The 19,926-nt window shown below is 48.0% G+C and carries 19 protein-coding genes; 14 read left to right on the top strand and 5 right to left on the bottom strand.

The annotated features are described in order from the left end of the window. Window positions 1–71 precede the first annotated feature (71 nt). On the bottom strand, window positions 72–890 hold the full coding sequence (locus tag GWG06_RS23395) for a helix-turn-helix domain-containing protein (protein WP_160716373.1): 819 nt from the start codon (window positions 888–890) through the stop codon (window positions 72–74). A gap of 279 nt (window positions 891–1,169) precedes the next feature. Here GWG06_RS23395 and GWG06_RS23390 point away from each other — a divergent pair, with 279 nt between their 5' ends. After that, window positions 1,170–1,745 carry a Crp/Fnr family transcriptional regulator gene (locus tag GWG06_RS23390; protein ID WP_127043529.1) on the top strand — a complete coding sequence of 192 codons (576 nt, stop codon included), beginning with the start codon at window positions 1,170–1,172 and terminating at the stop codon, window positions 1,743–1,745. 75 nt (window positions 1,746–1,820) lie between these two features. Further along, entirely contained in the window at window positions 1,821–2,150 is a 330-nt protein-coding gene (locus GWG06_RS23385) for a hypothetical protein (RefSeq protein ID WP_160716371.1), read from the top strand. Between the two features lie 7 nt (window positions 2,151–2,157). Here the strand turns inward: GWG06_RS23385 and GWG06_RS23380 are convergent, their stop codons facing one another. Both GWG06_RS23380 and GWG06_RS23375 read right to left on the bottom strand, forming a co-directional pair. Then, window positions 2,158–3,297: a threonine aldolase family protein gene (locus GWG06_RS23380; protein WP_160716369.1), complete on the bottom strand. Its 1,140-nt coding sequence runs from the start codon at window positions 3,295–3,297 to the stop codon at window positions 2,158–2,160. 93 nt (window positions 3,298–3,390) lie between these two features. Continuing rightward, window positions 3,391–5,745 (bottom strand): TonB-dependent receptor, encoded by a 2,355-nt coding sequence (locus GWG06_RS23375; protein WP_160716367.1) that lies wholly within the window; start codon window positions 5,743–5,745, stop codon window positions 3,391–3,393. A 13-nt stretch (window positions 5,746–5,758) separates the two neighbouring features. Between GWG06_RS23375 and GWG06_RS30720 the strand changes: the two genes are divergently transcribed. The 5 genes from GWG06_RS30720 to GWG06_RS23355 all read left to right on the top strand — a co-directional run bounded on the left by GWG06_RS30720 (window position 5,759) and on the right by GWG06_RS23355 (window position 11,650). Beyond that, window positions 5,759–5,881, top strand: a complete 123-nt coding sequence (locus GWG06_RS30720; RefSeq protein ID WP_262888720.1) for a hypothetical protein — start codon at window positions 5,759–5,761, stop codon at window positions 5,879–5,881. A 68-nt stretch (window positions 5,882–5,949) separates the two neighbouring features. Continuing rightward, complete coding sequence (locus tag GWG06_RS23370; RefSeq protein ID WP_160716365.1) at window positions 5,950–7,059, top strand: sensor histidine kinase; 1,110 nt, start codon at window positions 5,950–5,952, stop codon at window positions 7,057–7,059. Between the two features lie 15 nt (window positions 7,060–7,074). After that, window positions 7,075–7,785: a LytR/AlgR family response regulator transcription factor gene (locus GWG06_RS23365; protein WP_160716363.1), complete on the top strand. Its 711-nt coding sequence runs from the start codon at window positions 7,075–7,077 to the stop codon at window positions 7,783–7,785. Window positions 7,786–8,079: 294 nt separating this feature from the next. Continuing rightward, complete coding sequence (locus tag GWG06_RS23360; protein ID WP_160716361.1) at window positions 8,080–10,470, top strand: ABC transporter permease; 2,391 nt, start codon at window positions 8,080–8,082, stop codon at window positions 10,468–10,470. A gap of 676 nt (window positions 10,471–11,146) precedes the next feature. Beyond that, window positions 11,147–11,650: a GNAT family N-acetyltransferase gene (locus GWG06_RS23355; RefSeq protein ID WP_158631620.1), complete on the top strand. Its 504-nt coding sequence runs from the start codon at window positions 11,147–11,149 to the stop codon at window positions 11,648–11,650. A 3-nt stretch (window positions 11,651–11,653) separates the two neighbouring features. Here GWG06_RS23355 and GWG06_RS23350 read toward each other — a convergent pair whose 3' ends face one another. Next, complete coding sequence (locus GWG06_RS23350; protein WP_160716359.1) at window positions 11,654–12,280, bottom strand: DUF2306 domain-containing protein; 627 nt, start codon at window positions 12,278–12,280, stop codon at window positions 11,654–11,656. Window positions 12,281–12,439: 159 nt separating this feature from the next. Between GWG06_RS23350 and GWG06_RS23345 the strand changes: the two genes are divergently transcribed. The 6 genes from GWG06_RS23345 to GWG06_RS23320 all read left to right on the top strand — a co-directional run bounded on the left by GWG06_RS23345 (window position 12,440) and on the right by GWG06_RS23320 (window position 18,992). Continuing rightward, entirely contained in the window at window positions 12,440–13,096 is a 657-nt protein-coding gene (locus GWG06_RS23345) for a GIY-YIG nuclease family protein (RefSeq protein ID WP_127043324.1), read from the top strand. Window positions 13,097–13,495: 399 nt separating this feature from the next. Then, entirely contained in the window at window positions 13,496–15,250 is a 1,755-nt protein-coding gene (locus GWG06_RS23340) for a hybrid sensor histidine kinase/response regulator (protein WP_160716357.1), read from the top strand. Between the two features lie 62 nt (window positions 15,251–15,312). After that, window positions 15,313–16,314: a terpene synthase family protein gene (locus GWG06_RS23335; RefSeq protein WP_160716355.1), complete on the top strand. Its 1,002-nt coding sequence runs from the start codon at window positions 15,313–15,315 to the stop codon at window positions 16,312–16,314. Window positions 16,315–16,425: 111 nt separating this feature from the next. Next, window positions 16,426–16,839 (top strand): Cif family virulence factor, encoded by a 414-nt coding sequence (locus tag GWG06_RS23330; RefSeq protein WP_160716353.1) that lies wholly within the window; start codon window positions 16,426–16,428, stop codon window positions 16,837–16,839. A gap of 223 nt (window positions 16,840–17,062) precedes the next feature. Next, window positions 17,063–18,373 (top strand): DUF2268 domain-containing putative Zn-dependent protease, encoded by a 1,311-nt coding sequence (locus GWG06_RS23325; RefSeq protein ID WP_160716351.1) that lies wholly within the window; start codon window positions 17,063–17,065, stop codon window positions 18,371–18,373. Window positions 18,374–18,479: 106 nt separating this feature from the next. Then, window positions 18,480–18,992: a DinB family protein gene (locus tag GWG06_RS23320; protein ID WP_127043329.1), complete on the top strand. Its 513-nt coding sequence runs from the start codon at window positions 18,480–18,482 to the stop codon at window positions 18,990–18,992. Here the strand turns inward: GWG06_RS23320 and GWG06_RS23315 are convergent, their stop codons facing one another. Then, window positions 18,993–19,373, bottom strand: a complete 381-nt coding sequence (locus GWG06_RS23315; protein ID WP_127043330.1) for a winged helix-turn-helix transcriptional regulator — start codon at window positions 19,371–19,373, stop codon at window positions 18,993–18,995. It abuts the gene before it with no gap. A gap of 110 nt (window positions 19,374–19,483) precedes the next feature. Here GWG06_RS23315 and GWG06_RS23310 point away from each other — a divergent pair, with 110 nt between their 5' ends. Next, the gene (locus GWG06_RS23310) at window positions 19,484–19,897 is read left to right on the top strand and encodes a DoxX family protein (protein WP_160716349.1); all 414 of its coding nucleotides are present in this window, start codon (window positions 19,484–19,486) and stop codon (window positions 19,895–19,897) included. Window positions 19,898–19,926: the final 29 nt, after the last annotated feature.

The following is a 19,926-nucleotide window of genomic DNA, read 5'->3' as shown; positions in this document are numbered from 1 at the left end:
CGCTTCATAGTTCCTGATAACACAAAACTATGAACTGGCGCCGGCCGGAAATTGAACAAATCCGACAAATGCTATTTTATCAGTACGGGGGTATTGCTATCGGCAGCATCCTGCTGCTGCTTCTGAAACTGAAAGGGCGAGCAACCTGTAAACTCCTTGAAGGAGCGGATAAAATGGGACTGGTCTGCATAATCGTTTTCAAAGGCAATATCAGACAGCCTGGTGTATTTATTATTTTTCAGCTGTTGCAGGGAAGCCTGGAAGCGGCATATCCGGGAAAACAGTTTCGGTGAAATCCCTACATACTCTTTGAACTTACGCTCGAAGGTTCTTTCCGTCATATGCAGTTTATCCAGCAGCTCTTTCAGCGGCACGCTGCCGTTGGATGTCATAATACGGGATACTGCATATTCAATAATACCGTCAACCGGCACATGACTGTTGCTGATCTGGGAATGGAGATAGGAAGATAAAATTTCAATCTGATTGTCTATGCTGGTACTTTGTAACAGCTTTTCCGAGAGATAGCATTTTTTTGGAGAAGACACCAGGTTCAGGTCTACACAGGAATTGGTAAGATCGCCGGCATTCAGCCCGAAAACGGATTTCAGGGCATTGGGGTGAAAGATCACACCGGCAGACCTGAATTCGCCCAGGGCCGCTATTTCAGTATGCTTCGTGGTCTGGCCATACAGGAAGATCTCCGGCAATGCTTTGTCATCACGCACAAACGCGCCTCCTTCAGTCTGCTGAAAAATCATGCCGGGACTACCATCTACCAGCGAGCCAAATACTTTGGACAGGGCTTCCATAGCATCTCCCTCCAGGGTCCAGAAAAAACGGACATAGGAACGCAGATACACTGGCGGCTGAATAAGTTCATATTTCATGGGTTCTCCGGTTAAAATTCCCTCTAAAATTACTATATTTTGAGATTTGGTTATTTGAGATTTGGTTATTTAAAATGCAGCGGAGACAAAATTTGTAGATTTACGGATTTTGGAATTTGGAATTTGGAGATTTATTTAAATGCAACGGAGACAAAAGAAGATATTAAAATAATATTGCGCTTCTGTCTCCGCTGCATTTTAAATAACCAAATCTCAAATAACCAAATCTCAAATAAATTCCTGTTTTATCTTTGCGGGCTTAAACCTGTCAATCACCGTATGCATACTGCTATTATCAGTGCTTTCGAAAGTTTGATCCGCCTTGCTGACAAAGAAAAGGAACTGGTATCTTCCCTTTTTATTCCCCGGCAATACGCCAGAAATGAATATTTTCTGCGGGAAGGCCAGGTATGTAAAATGCTGGGATTTATTACGGAAGGACTTATCCGCTATTATACCACGAACGATAAAGGAGAAGAACAGATATTTGATTTCGGTAAGGAGATGGATTTCACCTGCAATTATGAGAGCTTCCTGGATCATTCGCCTTCAGTAGTCAATATTCAGTGTATAGAAGACAGCGTTATATATTGCCTCAGCTACGATGGGCTGCAGGAGCTGTATACGCAGCTGGAGGAAGGCCAGAAGTTCGGGCGGCTGGCCTGTGAACAACTTTACGTATATGCAATCAAGAAAATCCGTTCCCTGTATAATGATTCGCCGGAGCAGCGCTACCTGCATTTCCTGCAGTATTATCCTGACCTGCAGCAGCGTATTCCACAATATTACATCTCTTCATTTGTGGGAGTAAAGCCGCCTTCGCTGAGCCGTATCCGTAAAAGGATGTCATCCTGATATGTTTATTAACCCAGGTGAACGGCCATGCAATGACGGCTGTATAGTTTTGCATCATCACTCAAAACATATACTATGCTGCTTTTCAATGTATTGCTGCTGATTCATTTTATCGCTTTCGCCGCCTACCTGTGGATACTCGTACAGCTATGGCCCAACCCTGCTGCGCCCAGGGATAAAAAAGGGCTGATACTGGGCATTATCTTACTGCTGACCGGCATTGCGATGGTGGCCCTGAAATATCCGCATATAAATTATTTTAAGGTGGTTCCCAAAACCGGGCTGTTCCTGGTGGTAACGGTCATCAACGCTGTTACGGGCGACAAGCCATACACCCGCACTGCCTATTATGCTCTCATTGTGCTTACCCTGCTGGCGGCATGTATCGCTGTTTTCAGGGTGTAGGCGGCCGTCATGCAATACCGGCCGCTTTTTTAAAGGCATTGAACAGGTCGTTATTATCGCGGTAAAGAATTGTTTCGTTGATGATGAGCTCGGAGGCTACCGCCCGTATCCCCTGTGCAGCCATTCCTTTTTTAAAGACGGTAGCATCCACGCCTTTCAGCTCCATAGGATATACACAGGTGCCGTCTTTGGCCGGAGTAATACGAAACTGCGGCAGGCGGTTGAGCATGGCAATGAGGGCGTCGCCCTGTTGCCGCGCCTTTGCGAGGCGGTCCATGAATCCATCAATACCATGCAGCACCATAGCGGCATTGGTCCAGTTACGGTACATGCTGCCTCCGTGAATCTTTATCAGGCGGGGCATCTGGCTGATGACTTCCTTTTTACCACAGAGCATCGCACCGGATGCAGCTCCCAGGTACTTATACAGGGAAATGTAGATAGTATCTGCCAGTGCAGCATATGCTGATACCGGTATACCAGACCAGGCGGAGGCCATGAAAATCCGCGCTCCGTCCAGGTGCAGCGGTATCTGCTGCGCACGGCAATATTCACTGATCTGCTCAAACTCCCGGTAGCTCATCATCCGGTTGTCGTTGCGGCGAACCGGTATTTCCACAGCCATAGCGCCTACGCCAGAGGGGAAGTATTCACCTTCTTTATAGTATTCAATGGCCGCTTTCAGTTCATCCAGCGGAAAGCGGTAGTTTTCCTTACCCAGCGGAATCAGTCGTTTGTTATGCAGGGTGCTGGCGGCATCAGCTTCATCACGGTAGTAGTGGCTGTTTTCCATCACCAGTACTTTGGTTTGCTGTCCGCTCAGTACTTTCATGGCCAGCTGATTGGCCATGGTGCCGGTAGGCATAAAAATGGCCTTTTCTTTTCCTGTCAGTTGCTCAAACTTTTCTTCCAGCGCAGTTACACAACCACCATTACCAAAGGCATCCTGTTCAATGGGCGTGGTTTGCCCTATCTGTTGGAGTTTTTCGGCATACTGCTGTGTGTTGAGCAATTCACCGGCGGCCACAAAGTTAACGGCAGGCACGGCTGCAGGATGGCTGACAGCCGCGCCCATCAGGGGCAGCAGGGGTGTCAGGAAGGGCAGGCTTCCCAGCCCGGATGATTTTATAAAAGTTCTTCTCTCCATAAGTACTGCTTATGTTTCCTAAAATAATACAAAATCAATCTTCCTGCTGCTGCAAAAAACGGAGTGTCCGGATAACGCTCAGGGATATACGGCCTAATTCTGGTCTCCCATGCGGTCAGCCTGATCTTTCTTACGGTTGAAGCGGTAAATGAGGGTACCGGTAAATTGCCGCTGCAACCCTTTGGAAAACCTGTCAAGATAGTAGGTATCCGTGGAGGTAATCTCCTGGTAAGTATTGGAGTCCAGCAGATTATTCACGGTTGCAGTGAACGTCATCCTGTCTCCCAGAAAATCCCTGGATATGCCTGCATTCAGGCGGTATATCGGTTTTATCAGCGATTGCACATTCCTGTTCTGACCGCGGTAGTTAAAGCTGAGATCCAGCGATACCACCTTGGGGAACTTAAACCCTGAGCGGATGGTGGAGAACCAGGTTTTACCCGTTACATGATATTTCTCTCCTTCATAATTTCCTTCCTGGGTGAACTGATAGAAGTTAACGTCCATGGATAAACGCCACCAATTGTACGGATTCCAGGAAGTGTTCAGCTCCACACCGAAACGCTGCTCCAGGTCAAGGTTTACGGGTGTACGCAGGAAATATCCTTCGGGAGTAGTCCGGAGTATGTAATCAAAATAGTTAGTGGCAAACTGGTAATACACGGAGGGATTCAGTGTGAAGTTACCCGCTTTTTTCAGGATACCGGTTTCCAGCGCATTGGTATACATCGGGTTCAGATCCGGATTTCCGACTGTCAGCAAACGTGTGTCAGACAAGCCGGAGAACGGATTCAGCTGCCAGAACTTAGGCCGGTTGATACGGCGGCTGTAGCTCAGCTGCAGGTCCATATCGTTCTTCAGACTGTATTGCAGATGAACGGCAGGAAAGAAATCAATATACCTTTTGGCATTGTTGAAGTTGCCCTTGCGGTCCCTGATACCTATATCAGACAGCTCTGCCCTCAGCCCCACCTGGTAGTTGAACTGCTTCACCTTGCTGCCATATTGCATATAGGTGGCGTAGATGTTCTCATCATAGTTCAACTTGTTATCGTACTGAGGCAATAAAATTTCATCCTGACTGGCGGTGTAGTCGCTTTTAATGGCGCGCAGGCCGGCACGTACTCCCATTTCCAGCTTACCGCTACCTTTCAGGGGCGTCACATAATCGCTCTGAATAAACAGGTCCTTGCTGTATTCCAGATCTCTGGAGGTGAGCTTGAAACCGTTGTTCTCAGGATGCAGGGAGCGCTGGGTAATCAGCTGGTTTTCATCATCATGCCAGAAATCATACTGCAGATTGGTGGTCCACTTTCTTCCTTTTTTGGCGAATGTTTTCACATAGTTCAGCTCCAGTTCATTGAAGATCTGCGGTTCGCGGTAGTCTTCAAAACGGGTAATGCTGCTGTCCGGCTGCCCGGCGCTTCCGTAATAATTATAATTGTTCCGTGCAGAATCCCTGTTGTTGACTTTTATCCGGTAGAAGCTACCTGTAAGCGTATTACGGTCATTGATGTAATAGTCCATACCCAGGTAATAGTTGGTAGCTGTGTTGCTGTTGCGGAGGTTATTCACCTGGTACATGGAAGAAACAGGTGCTTTACCGAAGTTCTGCCGCCGGGTAATATCTTCAAAAAATCTTTCCTGGTACCTGTAACCGACGTTGGAGAAGATGTTTACCTTTTTTGTCTTATAACTCATATTCAGGTTAAGACTGTTATTGGCAGGGCTTCCCAGGCCTGCCTGCAGGGAAGCGTTGAAGCCTGATAACGCATTTTTCTTCATGATAATATTGATGATACCCGCGCTGCCTTCCGCTTCATAGGCAGAAGAAGGATTGGTAATCACCTCTACCTTTTCTATGCTGGAAGCGGGAATCTGCCGCAGGCCGTTGTTGACCGTCAGCATAGAAGGCTTACCGTTAATGAGTATGCGTACGTTGGCATTGCCCCGGAGGCTAACCGCGCCGTTGGGGTCTACGTTAACGGAAGGCACGTTGTTAAGAATATCATTAACGTTTCCTCCTTTGGAAAGAATGTCTTTCCCAACATTAAATACCTTCCTGTCTGTTTTCAGTTCTATTTCAGATTTGGTGCCGGTAACCGTTACTGTTTCCAGCTGCCGGGTATCTTCTTCCAGGGCAATATCTCCCAATGTGGTGTCACTGCTGAGTTGCAGCGCTATGACCAGAGGTTTGCACTGCAGCGCTTCTATTCGCAGGGTATATGCACCGGGGGCGGCAGGTATGGCGAAAGTGCCTGCGGCATCCGACAGGCCGGCCTTTGCATGAGCGGCGTCTTTTATCAGCCTGATAGTAGCGGCAATAACGGGCTGTCTGTTTTTAGCTGAGATCAGCTTTCCTTTAAGCGTAACCATGGGTTGCTGTGCGTAACCAGCCAGGCAGACGCCTGTTAACAGCAGCATCCATAGTACTTTCACTTTGTTCATACGGGATAATTTTATGCAAATATTAGCCGCAGACTGCTTCAAAAAACAGACAGGCGACAAAGAGGCGGGTCCTGCCTACAGAATGGAGAAATTACTGCAGCAGGCATATTCATATGCTGCCAGGGCATTTTTATAGGCTAAAAGACATGGTTTGTCTCCGGTGGCGTGCATGGCACTCAAATAACCTTTAGATTTGATCCTGTTATGCCAGTTATAGAAAACATAGTAAACTTCAGCAACCGGCGCCGGATATTGGCTCATTGCCTGCTCTGGGCAGCCATATTTATCTGGACAATGATCCGGCATGATAGTTTCCGTATTACGGATCAGCAACCATTTTACACTAAATACGATACGCTGTACAAAGAGGTATTATGTGTGCTCCTCGATATATCCTTCGCTATGATAGGCGCCTATTTTGTGTCGTATCGTATTCTGCCGGCACTCATGAAAGCCACCAATTACTTCTGGATACTGGTGGAGTTCCTGGTTGGCGTATATATTATCTGTACCGTGGCACGCATCACCACCATATATTTACTGGAACCGGTAGTAAGAACACCGCCGTTTGACCAGGAGCCGATCCTTGAAATCCTGACGGATTTCCGGCAACTGTTCAGAAATTACTTTATCTCCATCTTTTCTGTATCTATCCTTTTTATTTTCCTGAAGCTGATAAAAGATCAGTATGTATCTAACAAACGGACACTGGAACAGGAAAAGAAGAAAACGGAGATAGAACTGACTTCTCTGAAAGCACAGCTCAATCCGCATTTCCTGTTCAATACGCTGAATAATATTTACTCCCTGTCGCTGATGAATGCGCCGCAGACCTCTACTTCGATTGCGCGGCTGTCGGATATCCTGGATCATTTGCTGTACCGGTGCAGCGGCAAATTTGTGCCGGTATCCCAGGAAATCAACCTGCTGCATAACTATATAGAACTGGAGAAACTCCGGTATGATGACCGCTTACAGATCACCTTCCGCCACAATACAGAAACAGAAGCTCATATCGCGCCGCTCATCCTGCTATCGCTGGTCGAAAATGCCTTCAAACACGGCGCCGGAGAAGATGCCGGCAGCCCCGCCATTAAAATAAGCCTGGAGTTCACCCGTAACATCTTTTCCTTTGAAGTAAAAAACACCTTCCGTAACTCCGCTACCACAAAGGATAGCAGCAATCAGATAGGGCTGACCAATATCCGGAAGCAACTGGAGCTGATATATCCCGGCTCACATATATTCCTTACCAATGTGGAGGATGGCGTATTCACCGCACATCTGCAGATTATGATGAAAGAAAAAAAATAGCGTAAATTCCCTGTTGTGAAAGTAAAATGCCTGATTGTTGATGATGAACCACTGGCCAGAAAGCTGTTACAGAACCATATAGAACAGCTGGATATGCTGGAAATAGCAGGCCAGTGCTCCAACGCTGTTAAAGCGTCGGAAATACTGCGCGCCATGCCTATAGACCTGGTATTCCTGGATATCAAGATGCCGCAGATCACCGGCATTGATTTTTTAAAGATGCTGAAAAACCCGCCGGCAGTTATTTTCACCACCGCCTACCGCGAATATGCACTGGAAGGATACGAACTGGATATCATCGATTACCTGCTGAAGCCCGTCACCTTCGATCGTTTTTTCAAAGCAGTGGAACGCTACTTTGCCCGCTCCGCACCAAAAGAAACAGGTGTAAAAATAGTGGCGCCGCAGCAGCAGGATGACTATATCTATATCCGTACCGGCAACAAATTTCACCGGCTGCCGGTAGCAGATATCCTCTACATAGAAAGCATCCGGGATTATATTGTGGTACACCGTACCAACCAGGAAAAACTTCCCGCCAAATATAAAATCGGCGACCTGGAAGAAGACCTGAAAGGCAAACAATTCCTCCGCATCCACCGCTCCTTTATCGTTAACATGCAAAAGATAACCGCCTTCACCATGCAGGATGTAGAAATAGACAAGCTGCAACTCCCCGTTGGCAACAGCTACCGCGAATACGTGTTCAAGATGCTTAAATCCTGATGGGGATTTTATTATTTGAGATTTTATTATCTGAGATGGCTGTGTCATCAGGATGTCCTCCGGACTGATCGGTTCTTCAGTAAAAGACTATGATGAGAGAGCCATCTCAAATAATAAAATCTCAAATAATAAAATCTTCTCACGACGAAACCGGACATTCTGTTGTATCGAAACCGGACGGTTGCAGGGGAGCTTGACAGGTTAATATATTGAAAATCAGCGCTCAACCAAAGTGGCATTATAGTGGCAGCCGGCAAAGACATCTGAGGAGGTTTATTAAAATAAAATAGCGTCATGCTTAAAAGTCATTTGATCATTGCGATCAGAAATTTATGGAAGCACAAGGGTTTTTCAGCCATCAATATAGTAGGGTTAGCGCTGGGTATGGCCTGCAGCCTGCTGATATTATTATGGGTGCAGTCGGAGCGGCAGGTAGACGGATTTCATGAGAACAACTCCCGGTTATATGGTGTGTACATGCGGTACCAGCTGGAAGGCAAGGTAGAGGCGAACTATTCCACGCCGGGCCTGCTGCCGGAAGAATTAAAGAAGACCATGCCGGAAGTGGAGCTGGCCGCAGGTTTTGGCTGGGCGCGGTCCTGTTCTTTTTCTGTCGGAGATAAAATGCTGAAGGAAATTGGTAATGCGGCAGGACCAGATTTTTTCAGCATGTTCAGCTATCCGCTGCTCGAAGGTAATGCAGCAGAAGCGCTGCGGTCGCCGGAAAGCATTGCCATATCCCGCAAAATGGCAATAGCATTTTTCGGTAGTCCGGCGCAGGCTATAGGGAAAACCATCCGCTATGAAAACAACGAGCACTTCACGGTAACGGCGGTCTTTGAAGATCTGCCGGCTAATACATCTGAGAAATTCGACTTTCTGCTGAACTGGGAGTTCATGAAAAAAGAAAGCGAATGGCTGACAGACTGGGGCAGCAACGGCCCTAAAACCTATCTGCTGCTGCGTGCAGGCACAGATGCCGCGCAGCTGGAAAAGAAACTGCTACACCTGATGGATATCTATAACCGTGCGAATAAACAGTTTCATTACGAACTGGGACTACAGCGGTTTGACCGTCAATACCTGCATGGTCATTTTGAAAACGGTTACCTGAGCGGAGGAAGAATAGAGTATGTACAGCTTTTCAGTCTGGTTGCTGTTTTCATTTTGCTGATCGCCTGTATCAATTTCATGAACCTGACCACAGCCAGGTCTGTAAACCGCCTGAAAGAAATCGGTGTCCGCAAGGCAATGGGTGCTATCCGCTGGGAACTGATCCGCCAGTTTGTAGGCGAAGCAATGGTAGTAGCCCTGCTATCCGCTATCCTGGCGATGTTGCTGGTATCGGTTACCTTGCCGGCATTTAATATACTGACAGACAAACAAATCATACTGCCCTACGGAAAGCCGCTGTTCTGGCTCATGCTGGCATTGCTGACACTGTTTTCCGGCATGTTATCCGGCAGCTATCCAGCCCTGTTCCTGTCTTCCTTCAGTCCGATACATGTGCTCAAAGGCCCGGCGAAGACGGGTTCCGGCTCCCTGTGGTTCAGAAAGGGACTGGTGGTATTTCAATTTGTACTGTCTATCATACTGATTATTTCTACAATCCTTATCTCCCGGCAGATACAATATGTACAACATACCTACCTGGGCTTCGACCGGGAGAACCTGGTATACCTGCCGCTGGAAGGCGACCTGGTAGCGCGGCAGGAAGTGCTGCGTCAGGCAGCACTGCGCAGTCCGGGCATCAGTGCCGTTACCAAAATGATGGGGACGCCTACCAGTCTCAATGCCCGCACCAGCGGCGTAGAATGGGAGGGCAGGAATCCGGCTGCTGTCAACTATTTTACCCATTCGCTGGTAGGGTACGACTTCATCAACACCATGCACCTGCAACTATTGCAGGGCAGGGATTTCTCCCGCGACTTCCCCACCGATTCCAGCGCCTATATCCTCAATGAGGCAGCCGTGAAAGTGATGGGCCTCAGCGATCCCATAGGCAAATACATTTCCTTCTGGACAAAGCGGGGGCCGGTCATCGGCGTGCTGCGGAATTTCCATTTCCAGTCATTGCACAGCGCCATTGAACCGCTCATACTGCGCCTGGAACCAAGTGCAGGCAATAGCTTTCTCACCTCTTACCAGGGTACCACCTTTGTTATCAGAACACAGGCCGGCAAAACCAGGCAGGCACTGGCCAGCCTGGAAAAGTTATGCCGGGAGCTAAATCCTAAATTCCCCTTCTCCTATAAATTTGCGGACGAAGAATATACCAGGCTCTATAAAAGTGAGGAAGTCATAGGCCGCCTCTCCGTTATCTTCGCGGTACTGGCCATATTCATTTCCTGCCTTGGCCTGCTGGGACTCTCCATCTTCACCGCAGAACAGAAAGCCAGGGAAATCAGCATCCGGAAAATAATGGGCGCCAGCGCCACCTCCCTGTTCAGACTACTGTCATCGGACTTCCTCTGGCTGGTAGCTATCGCCTTCCTGATAGCCGCTCCACTGGCCTGGTGGGCCATGCATACCTGGCTCCAGCAGTTCGCCTATAAAACCCCCATCAGCTGGTGGGTGTTTGCCTTATCCGGCATCCTCGCCGTACTGATTGCCCTCGGCACCGTGAGCGTACAGGCGATTAAGGCAGTTAATATGAATCTGATAAAAAGCCTACATAATAAATAATTACGAATTACGAATTGCGAATTACGAATGTAGAAGCGAAGATTTAAGCGGATCTTCGCTTATGTCTTCGCTCTTCATTCGTAATTCGCAATTCGTAATTCGTAATTATTTCATCAATCATAATCTACCCCGGGATTTTTCCCCCCATACATTTTTAAACATCTTTAATTCTTCCTTGTTATATAGGCAGGACAAACCCCATATAAGATTTATCGACTCTCAAAATGACCATACAAATGACCGTATGCAACCGGAAATCCAACAGGAATATGATATGTGGCAGACAGTGTAACGGCAGGTCCACGGCCGGATAACCAAAGACACTGAAAGAGTATCAGGTTGACGATTGGTATAAGAGAAGGCGCCAAAGTCAGCGTGGTGAACAGGTAGCGTAATGGACAACGCACTATATAGTTAATGCAGATTCAGCTACCCGGTGGAGCGGCGATTTTCCTGCATTTCTACCCGCACAGATGGCTAGTCTGACGAGCACACCGGCAATGGTTGTATAGTAGATACAGGTTCAAGCCCTGTCCTGTTCACAAATCCGGAGCGCGGAAAAAGCGCTCGCACAGCAGTAAGCATTACAGTATTCACTGTAATGCTTTATTTTTTCAGCCAGTCTGATTTTTTTCTTCATAACATCATCATCCGCCTAAAAAATTTAAATTGTGTTATGAATGAAGAACTGACAACCGCGCGGCTTGCCATACAGCCGGTCACTATACATGATGCTCCCTTTATTTTTGAACTGGTCAATACCACTGAATGGAAAACCTTTATCGGCGACAGAAATGTGCAGAACCTCCAGGATGCCGGTAACTATATCCGGCAGATCATCAGTAATCCTGATATTAATTACAATGTAGTGCGGCTGCAGCACAACCAGCTGCCGGTGGGAGTGGTTACTTTTATCAAGCGCACGTATCTGCCGCATCATGACATAGGATTTGCTTTCCTGCCAGCCTATGCAGGCCAGGGGCTTGCCTTTGAAGCAGCCAGTGCCTACCTGTCCAGATTACGGCAGGAAAATTTCTATCAGCCGATACTGGCTACCACTATTCCTGAAAATATCCGCAGCATACGGCTGCTGGAAAAGCTGGGACTACAGTTCAGCGAGTCTGTCAGGCTCAATAATGAAGATGTGTTGCTGTACGAGCTGCTTCCCGGCAAGCCCTGAATATTATACAGCCGCCGTATTACGGGTTTCTGCCCGCTTTACCAGCCACCACGCCACCAGCAGGTTAGGCACCCAACATAACCAGGCCGTCAGGCGGTAGGCCGTAAAAAAATCTCCTGAAAGTTTTTCCAGCAGCGGCAGCCACAGGCGCAGCGTAACAGCTGCAAAGCAGGCCGCATAGCTGTATATCATCATCTTCTCATGCTGCCATACGTTGCCTTTGCGGATACTGCTCCACGCATTGACGGTCGTAAAAAACCATACCAGCCCCAGCCCGATAAATCCCAGGGAAGCAATGATGCCGCCGTTGGCATGGAAGCCAAGGTAGATAGCCGCCACTGCACTGCACAATACCGCTATGATGTAAATCTTTCCTATGAACCGGTGCGTGCGCAGGTATCTTGCTCTCATACGCCGGTTAAACTGCCACCAGCCTGTCAGCAGCGCCAGCCCGCCGGGAAGGATGTGCAGGTAAAAGGCCGCATTCCATAATATACCAGACAATAACTCCGGCTCTTTTGAAGTCAGTATCCCGAAACGGGGTATGACCAGGTAAATGACCGGGTACAATCCCACAACAATAATCAGCAGTACAGGTACTGCCAGTAATAAAGATGTGCGTAATTTCATATGGTGAGGATTAAGTAAGGGGTAAATTACTGCTGCCCGTACGATTACATGGTTGTGCTGTCAGTCATATTACAATTTACCGTAATTATACAATTTTGTACATAAAAATCATAGTCGTAAATTGACAACAGAATTGTCATTTTAAGTGAAAACCACCACATGGAACAAGTACAAGCCGGGAAATGTGTTTATCTGCTGAATACCGGAAAAAACCTGTATAAGATTGGCAAAACCCAGGATCTGCATAAGCGGCTGGCTGCCTACCATACCCACCTGCCTGTTATGTTCCGTGTTATCAGACAGTACCCTGCCCTGAATATAACCCATCTCGAAGAAAGTCTGCATATCATTTTTCAGCATAAAAGAATCAAGGGAGAATGGTTTGAGCTGAGCAAAGGAGACCTGACTATCTGCGATAACGTGGCTCGGAATTATGCCCTGCACCATATGCAGCGGCAGCCCCGCCGGTATACTGATATCACTTTCAGCGAGAACCCGATGTTGCAGGTCATGGAAGCCAATGAAAAATATCTCCAGGATTATTCGAGGATAGCGGACGATATCCGGATGGGGCTCAGCAATGAGGAAGTTTTTGAGCTGCATGAAGGCACTATCAACAAATCGGTGATAGACACCGTCAGGCGCCTGCTGCGATACCGTACACCCAATGCCGAGTTTCTGAGCAAATGGCTGTGCGTTATCAACGAAATGAGCGAAGGCGTGAGTGAAAGCGCCATCCTGCAGAAGTACAAAGGACAAATCACGCGGTCTACCATTCAAATGATTAAACGAATACTCCGCAACCAGTTATACTGACCGTACCGGTGGCTTACAGATATCGTTTTTTTATCCTGTGGTTTTCTTTATAAGACTGTAAGCTATCATGACTGCAGGTATATTACAGTAATATTTTCAAAAATTTGTATTTTAGTTGCACGCCCTGAGCGGAAACACGAAGCAGTAGCCGAAGATCTTACCGGTATGAAATTTCGTTTATATTGAAACAGCATTCACGCAACTGCCTGGCTTTCCGTTACAGCTAAACCTACAATGCTTTTACTGAACAATTGCAAATTCACTGTATCCGTGTCTCAGATAACCGTTCTAACCGATGCTATCTCTTTTCAGACAAGGTGATCCTGATAAAGTCATCCTGGTTAACAGTGACCGTGCTTATTCCGGCGGCATCCTCCAAAAACCATACAGTACTACCTGATGATAAAAAAACTCATAAATATACCATCCGCTAAAGAGACTTTTATACTGGCTCCCGAAGGCAGCAAAGCCATAGGGCGCATTATCAATATTATCGCATATTCCACCGCACTGCTGGCATCCGTTATGGCGCCGATACTGTACGGCATGTCCGGTCAGAAAATTATTCTCTATGCCGGCTTCATAGAAAGCCTCTGTTTCCTGGCCGTACCGTTGCTGCAATACCGTAAACAGCTGACCGCCGCCATTACGCTGTGTTTCACATTACAGTCGCTCGCCGTATTATATTTCGGATTACTGCTCACTCCCATAGCGCCCATATGGGCTATGGGGCTGTTCCTCAGCCTGGTGGCGTTGCTCATCTTCAGCAGCCGGAAAGCAAAAATAGCAGCACTGGTTTTTGTTGTACTCATTATCCTGGCGCTGGAACTGAATTATCAGTTTGAATTTATTTCCCCGATTACGCTATCGGTCAGGTATGAACAGCTGCTGCGCCGGCTGGTAATAGGTACCGTATTGTTTCTCAACTCTATCATGCTGTTCTTTTACATGAAGCAGCTGCAGATAAAACAACAGGAGATAGATGAAAATACTGCCGCCCTGCAGAAAGCCAAAGAAGAGCTGCAGAATTACACTTCCTTTGTTACCCATGAGATGCGCAGCTCCCTCAACGTGATATATGGTATAACGGAACATTACAAGCCTGCTATCATGAACCATCAGCCGGACGAGGCCATGGCGATGGAGGTAAAGCACTTCCAGCTGCTGCGGCTGGCCACCGGCGAACTGCTGGACCTGGTAGGCAATGTATTGAACTGGCGGGAAATAGAGTCCGGCGCCAACCGGGTATTAATCAACGAAGCCTTTAACCTGAAACAGTTCATATCGGATATATCGGAATTTTTTACAGAGCAGGCAGCTCAGCGCCATGTGCTGTTTGCTGCCAGCATTCCTTCCCAGCTGCCACCGGCCATCATTGCCGATGCGACCAAGCTGAGACGCGTTATCAGCAACCTGCTGACCAATGCCATCAAGTTTACGGCGGCGCAAACCACCGTTACGCTGCATGTAGCCTTCCGCGACAATGCGCTGGAACTGGCTGTCAGCGACCAGGGCAAGGGCCTGACCACAGAACAGCAGCGCGATATCTTCCAGCCGTTTTATAAAGGCACCAATAAATACTATGAAGGCAACGGACTGGGACTGCCTATCACCAAATCCCTCATCGAAAAAATGGGAGGGGACATCACCGTACAGAGCAAGCCTGATGAAGGCTCCACCTTTACCGTAACCATTCCCGTAAAAACTACCGAGCTGCCCGTTGCCCGCTCCAAAAAAACCGAGGAAAATATCAGCCGGCAGTTCACCGGTATTGCAGCTTTGTATATAGAAGATGAGATCCTCAGCCGGGCCATTATGAAAATGCATCTGACCCAGCTGGGTATCACGCACTATGAGGCGGACAGCTACGAGCAGGCGGCCGGTATCATACTGCAGCACAGGCCGGATATTATCCTGCTGGACGGCTCCCTGCCCCATACCAGCGCTGTAGACGTACTCCGGCAGCTGCAGGCATTACCGGAAGCACAGCATATTCCGGTTATCATCGTTTCAGGAACAGCTACCCCCGAATTTGTGGGCGCCACTTTAAAGGCAGGTGCCAAAGACTATCTGCTCAAACCTGTATCCCCACTGGTTTTGAAGAACTCTATACAGAAAATTCTGGCGCAGGATACTTACGCAAACCCATTGTAAATTAAACCGCGGTCAAAAAGCTTATTGTTAACGATCTTTATTCTTCACAAAAACAATAAGTCATGAGAAAGCAAAAAATTGCGGAGCTGCTGGCTCCGTTCCCTCCCCGCATCAATCGGTTTGCAAATGAATCCAGAGAAAACACCCGAAAATGGGTCGAGAAATTCAAGCTACATGAAGGTAGCGACTTTGACGCCTACCTCAAGGACAATCTAACTTACATGACTGCACGCTTTTATCCAACCGCTCCCAAAGAGCGGTTTTTTATTGCCGATCAGTTTAACACGCTGCTCTTTGCCATGGACGACCGTATGGATCACCAGGATAACAGGGACATCATTATCAGCAGTAAAGAACGGTTCACCCGGTTCATTGACGCCTGCCTCCTCATCATGAAAGGAGAATACAAAGGACAACTCCCGGCCACCGGTCACCTGGCCGCCCTGCACGACGTATGGACAAAAGTAAAAACCATCAGCACGCCCGCATGGCAGGAAAAATTCATTTCCAGTATCAGCAAAATGTTTGACGCCGCCCTCTGGGCGCACGACAATGTTGCTGCCAGACAAATTCCTTCCATTGCGGCGTTCTACACCATGCGCCCCTTCCTGGGCGCCGCCCACACTTCCACCGACATGATCGAGATCATTGAGGAAGTACATATTCCCAATACCATTCTGGATCTCCCGTATTTTCAGGAAATCACCAGGCTGTGCCAGATCACCGTATGTATTGCCAACGATATGTTTTCTGTCATGAAGGAAATAGGGCACCAGGATTATCATAACATGGTGGTAATTATGATGCAGGAAAAAGATATCCATCTGAAACAGGCCATGAAGGAAACCCGCAGGCTGTACAACGCAGACATGCGCCAGTTCCTCCGGCTGATGAGCATCAACAGCCACCAGCTGTTTACAGGGTATGAAGCCGAAATACTCCGGTACAAGGAGTGCCTGCAGGCTATCATGCGGGGTAATATAGACTGGAGCAGTAAAGAAACCAACCGATATACCAACTTCGTGTATGGTAAAAGCCAGCTTGTTAAAAGAAAAGAAATCTAGCCAATGAATCCCGGCTGCTGTCTGATAAAGACAGACAGCAGCCGTTTTGTTCGCTTTCATACAATTTCCTTGCTGCGCCGGTACTGATCTTTGAGCAAACAATTACATACCATGAAAGCGATCATCCCTGCTCTGTCATGCATCATGACCCTGTTTTCCATCGCCGGCAAAGCACAATCATCTTCCGGCACCCTCGAAGAAGCTAAAAAAGCTATCGCGCTTTGCAATGCGCAACACTTTGCCCTCTTTGCCAAAAACGATGGTTCTATCCTCAGCCTGTACACCGAAGACGCCTGCCTGCTGATGCCCGGATCGCCCATGCGCTGCGGCCGCGAAGGACTGCTTAAATTCTTCAACGACGCCTATACCGCCGGCTCCCGCAGCGGCAATATCACCCCCCCCCGGATTTATGGCGACGGACAGGAATACGTTACGGAAGAAGGGCTCACACAGGTTTTCGACGGCAACGGTAAAATGATGGGAGCAGGAAAATATATAGTATCATTTCATTATTTTATTATTTGAGATTTATCTGCTATCATTATCTCTCTTGCACCTGCCGGTGCAGCAGTATACCAGGATGGGAAACAAATCTCAAATAATAAAATAATAAAATCTTAACCGCTAAAGGAAGGAATTGTTAATGATCCCTGAATTTACTCAAAGCTGCGATACCTGTTGTTATCCGGATAAAAAAATAAACGGTCCCAGCTGCAGGATGATTATTTTTACGTGACAATATTCTATTATGAAGCAACTGGCGCTACTTTCAACGATAGTATTTTTATTATCCGCTTCCGTGTCCGCGCAGGAAGCAAAAACGGTTATCACCACAGATATCGATCATTTCTGGGAAGCGTATGACAGCATCCGCACTACGCAGGACAGCCTGCAGCAACTGCAATACATACAGGAGCTTTACATTGATAAGGGTACGCCGGGATTGCATGCATTTATGAAATTAAAAGACTATACTGCTGCCGGTTATGTGAGCCTGATCCGCAGGTATCCTGCGTACTGGAACAGCATCCGTTCCAATACCATGAAAGTGAAGGAACTCGCCGGCGAGTTTGAACCCGGCATCAGGGAATTCCGGAAGATATACCCGGAGCTGAAACCGGCTGCCATCTACTTCACCATCGGGGGTATGCGCTCCGGTGGTACGGCACAACCCGGCATGGTGCTCATCGGCGCTGAAATGGTGACCGGCAATCCACAAACGGATGTCAGCGAGCTGCCCGCCAATACCCGCAAATGGCTCCAGGGTTATTACGGTTCCGATCCTTTTAAAAATGTGGTGCTGCTCAATATTCACGAGTACGTACACACGCAGCAACCTAACTACGGCTACAACCTGCTGTCGCAATCTCTCTGCGAAGGTGCATGCGACTTCATTACCGAACTCGTTACCGGCAAACAGATTCCTTTGCCTTATATGGACTACGGCAGAAAAGAAGAAACTGCCCTGAAGCAAAAATTCAAAACAGATATGTTCGGTGACTCCTGGGATACCTGGTTGTATAACAACGGACAGGGAGCCGCCGTTGCAGATCTCGGCTATTTTATGGGATACCGCATCTGCAAGTCCTACTACCACAAAACAAAAAATAAAACGCAGGCAGTAAAAGATATCATCGGATTGAACTTCCAGGATAGTGTGATGATAGAAAATTTTCTGCGGAAATCGGCCTACTTCCCCGAAGGCTTTAACAAAGCGACGCTGCTCACCACGCTGGAACGCCAGACACCCGTTGTAACCAAAGTAGGAACAGTAACCGGCAACAGCCTGATACAGGCAACAGACACCCTGCTGAAAATAGATTTCTCCCGGCCGATGAGCAGCAATGGCTATTCTATCAGCCTGTCTGCCGACACCACGCTGCAATATCCCATCAAAGCCGTAAAGGGCTTCAGTCCTGACGGGCAGTCCATTCTCATTCGGGTAAATTTACAACCCGGCGTGCGGTACGGATTTATCATGACGGACCGGTCTTTCCGGTCAGCAGATGGTTACCGGCTGAAGCCCCATGAGGTAAGATTTGAAACCGGCGTACAATAAATCAGGTCAGGATATGCGCCTGAAAGCGCCTGCTGCAGCCGCTTTAAAAGAGACGGTAACAGGCGCTTTCAGGCACATAAAATATTGTTACCTTTCCTGAAAAAGTATGTCTCATTCCATGCAACAGTACCTCTGGCAGCAATTCGGCGGCGCCATCGACATGCTGGAAAACGCCATGCTGGCGTGTCCGCCGGAACTGTGGGATACGCCTGCCAGGTTCTGGTATATCAGTTACCATCTGCTATTCTGGACGGATTACTACCTGTCCGACACCCCGCTGGAAGCAGACTACCAGCCGCCGCATCCTTTTACCCGCGCTGAATTTGAAGACAGGCTGCCGGAAAGGGTATACAGTAAAGAAGAATTGCTGGACTTCCTGAAATCAGCCAGGGAGAGGTTGCGCAGACAGCTGCAAAGCAATACAGCAGAAGACTTGCTGAACAGGCGTTTCACCAGTGAGTACAAGGATTTCTCTCTTTTTGAGTTATTGCTGTACAACATGCGTCATGTGCAGCATCATACCGCGCAGCTGAACCTGTTACTGCGTCAGGGGATTAACAGTGCGCCCGACTGGGTTTCTGCGACGGAAGAACCGCTGCGGCAGGGAGCATCGTCGTAATTATCTTTTCTTTTTAATGTTGGTCTTGCGGTGTTCAAGCCCCCAGCGGATCATAGCATCGAATACCGGCCTGATTTCCCTGCCGGATCTGGTCAGCTCATATTCCACTGTTACGGGCAGCGTATCATATACTGTCCGGGAAACAATACCATTCACTTCCAGTTCCTTCAGTTCCTTGGATAGCATCCGCGGGTTAATATCAGGGATGAAACGTTCTATTTCACTGAAACGTTTCTTGCCGGTAGTGAGTGCGCCGATGACATGTAGTTTCCATTTACCGGTAAATACGTTCAGCGCGTCATTCAGTGCCAGCATATATTCTTTCGGGCAACCCTCCGGAGATACCCGGAAGTCTACCCATGTATCATACGGTTTTTTCATCTCCAAATATAGGAGTATATGCTATACTTTTGTTTAGTCCTATACTAAAGTATAGGACTTACCTTTCTATAGTCAGGCTGCCTAATTTTGTTGCAGCTAAAACTATTACGATGACACAAAAGAAAAACGTTTCTCTGCAGCACATCATGCTTTGGGTATTACAGGCAGCGGTAGCCGCTGTTATGCTGATGGCGGCTTTTATGAAGCTGGCAGAACCCATCAGCCGGTTAGCCGCCAGCTATCCCTGGATGGGGCAGGCATCGCCCTTATTTGTGCGGTTTATGGGAGCCATTGATCTGCTGGGCGCGCTGGGATTACTGCTGCCGGGCATACTGCGCATCCGGCCAGCGCTGACCGCCTGGACGGCTGCAGCGATTGTACTGCTGATGATCTGCGCCATCATTTTTCATGTTTCCCGTGGCGAAGGCGCGGTGACAGGCTTCAATATTGCCGTAGCACTGATGGCCGCCGTAATAGCCTGGGGGCGGTTTCGCACAACGCCTGCAACACGCCCGGCAGGCTGAAAACATCCGGTCAACTGTTTAATACAATA

The organism is Chitinophaga solisilvae (genome assembly GCF_009928525.1).
In the GTDB taxonomy this organism is placed as follows: Bacteria; Bacteroidota; Bacteroidia; order Chitinophagales; family Chitinophagaceae; genus Chitinophaga; species Chitinophaga solisilvae.
This window is presented reverse-complemented; position numbering and strand designations above follow the sequence as displayed.

Bases quoted from the DNA above. Each gene is read 5' to 3' on its own strand.
- GWG06_RS23380 (WP_160716369.1), bottom strand. From the start codon at position 3,297: ATGGAGAGAAGAACTTTTATAAAATCATCCGGGCTGGGAAGCCTGCCC.
- GWG06_RS23375 (WP_160716367.1), bottom strand. From the start codon at position 5,745: ATGAACAAAGTGAAAGTACTATGGATGCTGCTGTTAACAGGCGTCTGC.
- GWG06_RS23345 (WP_127043324.1), top strand. From the start codon at position 12,440: ATGGAACAAGTACAAGCCGGGAAATGTGTTTATCTGCTGAATACCGGA.
- GWG06_RS23325 (WP_160716351.1), top strand. From the start codon at position 17,063: ATGAAGCAACTGGCGCTACTTTCAACGATAGTATTTTTATTATCCGCT.
- GWG06_RS23340 (WP_160716357.1), top strand. From the start codon at position 13,496: ATGATAAAAAAACTCATAAATATACCATCCGCTAAAGAGACTTTTATA.
- GWG06_RS23370 (WP_160716365.1), top strand. From the start codon at position 5,950: ATGCCAGTTATAGAAAACATAGTAAACTTCAGCAACCGGCGCCGGATA.
- GWG06_RS23350 (WP_160716359.1), bottom strand. From the start codon at position 12,280: ATGAAATTACGCACATCTTTATTACTGGCAGTACCTGTACTGCTGATT.
- GWG06_RS23315 (WP_127043330.1), bottom strand. From the start codon at position 19,373: ATGAAAAAACCGTATGATACATGGGTAGACTTCCGGGTATCTCCGGAG.
- GWG06_RS23335 (WP_160716355.1), top strand. From the start codon at position 15,313: ATGAGAAAGCAAAAAATTGCGGAGCTGCTGGCTCCGTTCCCTCCCCGC.
- GWG06_RS30720 (WP_262888720.1), top strand. From the start codon at position 5,759: ATGCAAATATTAGCCGCAGACTGCTTCAAAAAACAGACAGGCGACAAA.
- GWG06_RS23355 (WP_158631620.1), top strand. From the start codon at position 11,147: ATGAATGAAGAACTGACAACCGCGCGGCTTGCCATACAGCCGGTCACT.
- GWG06_RS23395 (WP_160716373.1), bottom strand. From the start codon at position 890: ATGAAATATGAACTTATTCAGCCGCCAGTGTATCTGCGTTCCTATGTC.
- GWG06_RS23390 (WP_127043529.1), top strand. From the start codon at position 1,170: ATGCATACTGCTATTATCAGTGCTTTCGAAAGTTTGATCCGCCTTGCT.
- GWG06_RS23385 (WP_160716371.1), top strand. From the start codon at position 1,821: ATGCTGCTTTTCAATGTATTGCTGCTGATTCATTTTATCGCTTTCGCC.
- GWG06_RS23330 (WP_160716353.1), top strand. From the start codon at position 16,426: ATGAAAGCGATCATCCCTGCTCTGTCATGCATCATGACCCTGTTTTCC.
- GWG06_RS23310 (WP_160716349.1), top strand. From the start codon at position 19,484: ATGACACAAAAGAAAAACGTTTCTCTGCAGCACATCATGCTTTGGGTA.
- GWG06_RS23320 (WP_127043329.1), top strand. From the start codon at position 18,480: ATGTCTCATTCCATGCAACAGTACCTCTGGCAGCAATTCGGCGGCGCC.
- GWG06_RS23360 (WP_160716361.1), top strand. From the start codon at position 8,080: ATGCTTAAAAGTCATTTGATCATTGCGATCAGAAATTTATGGAAGCAC.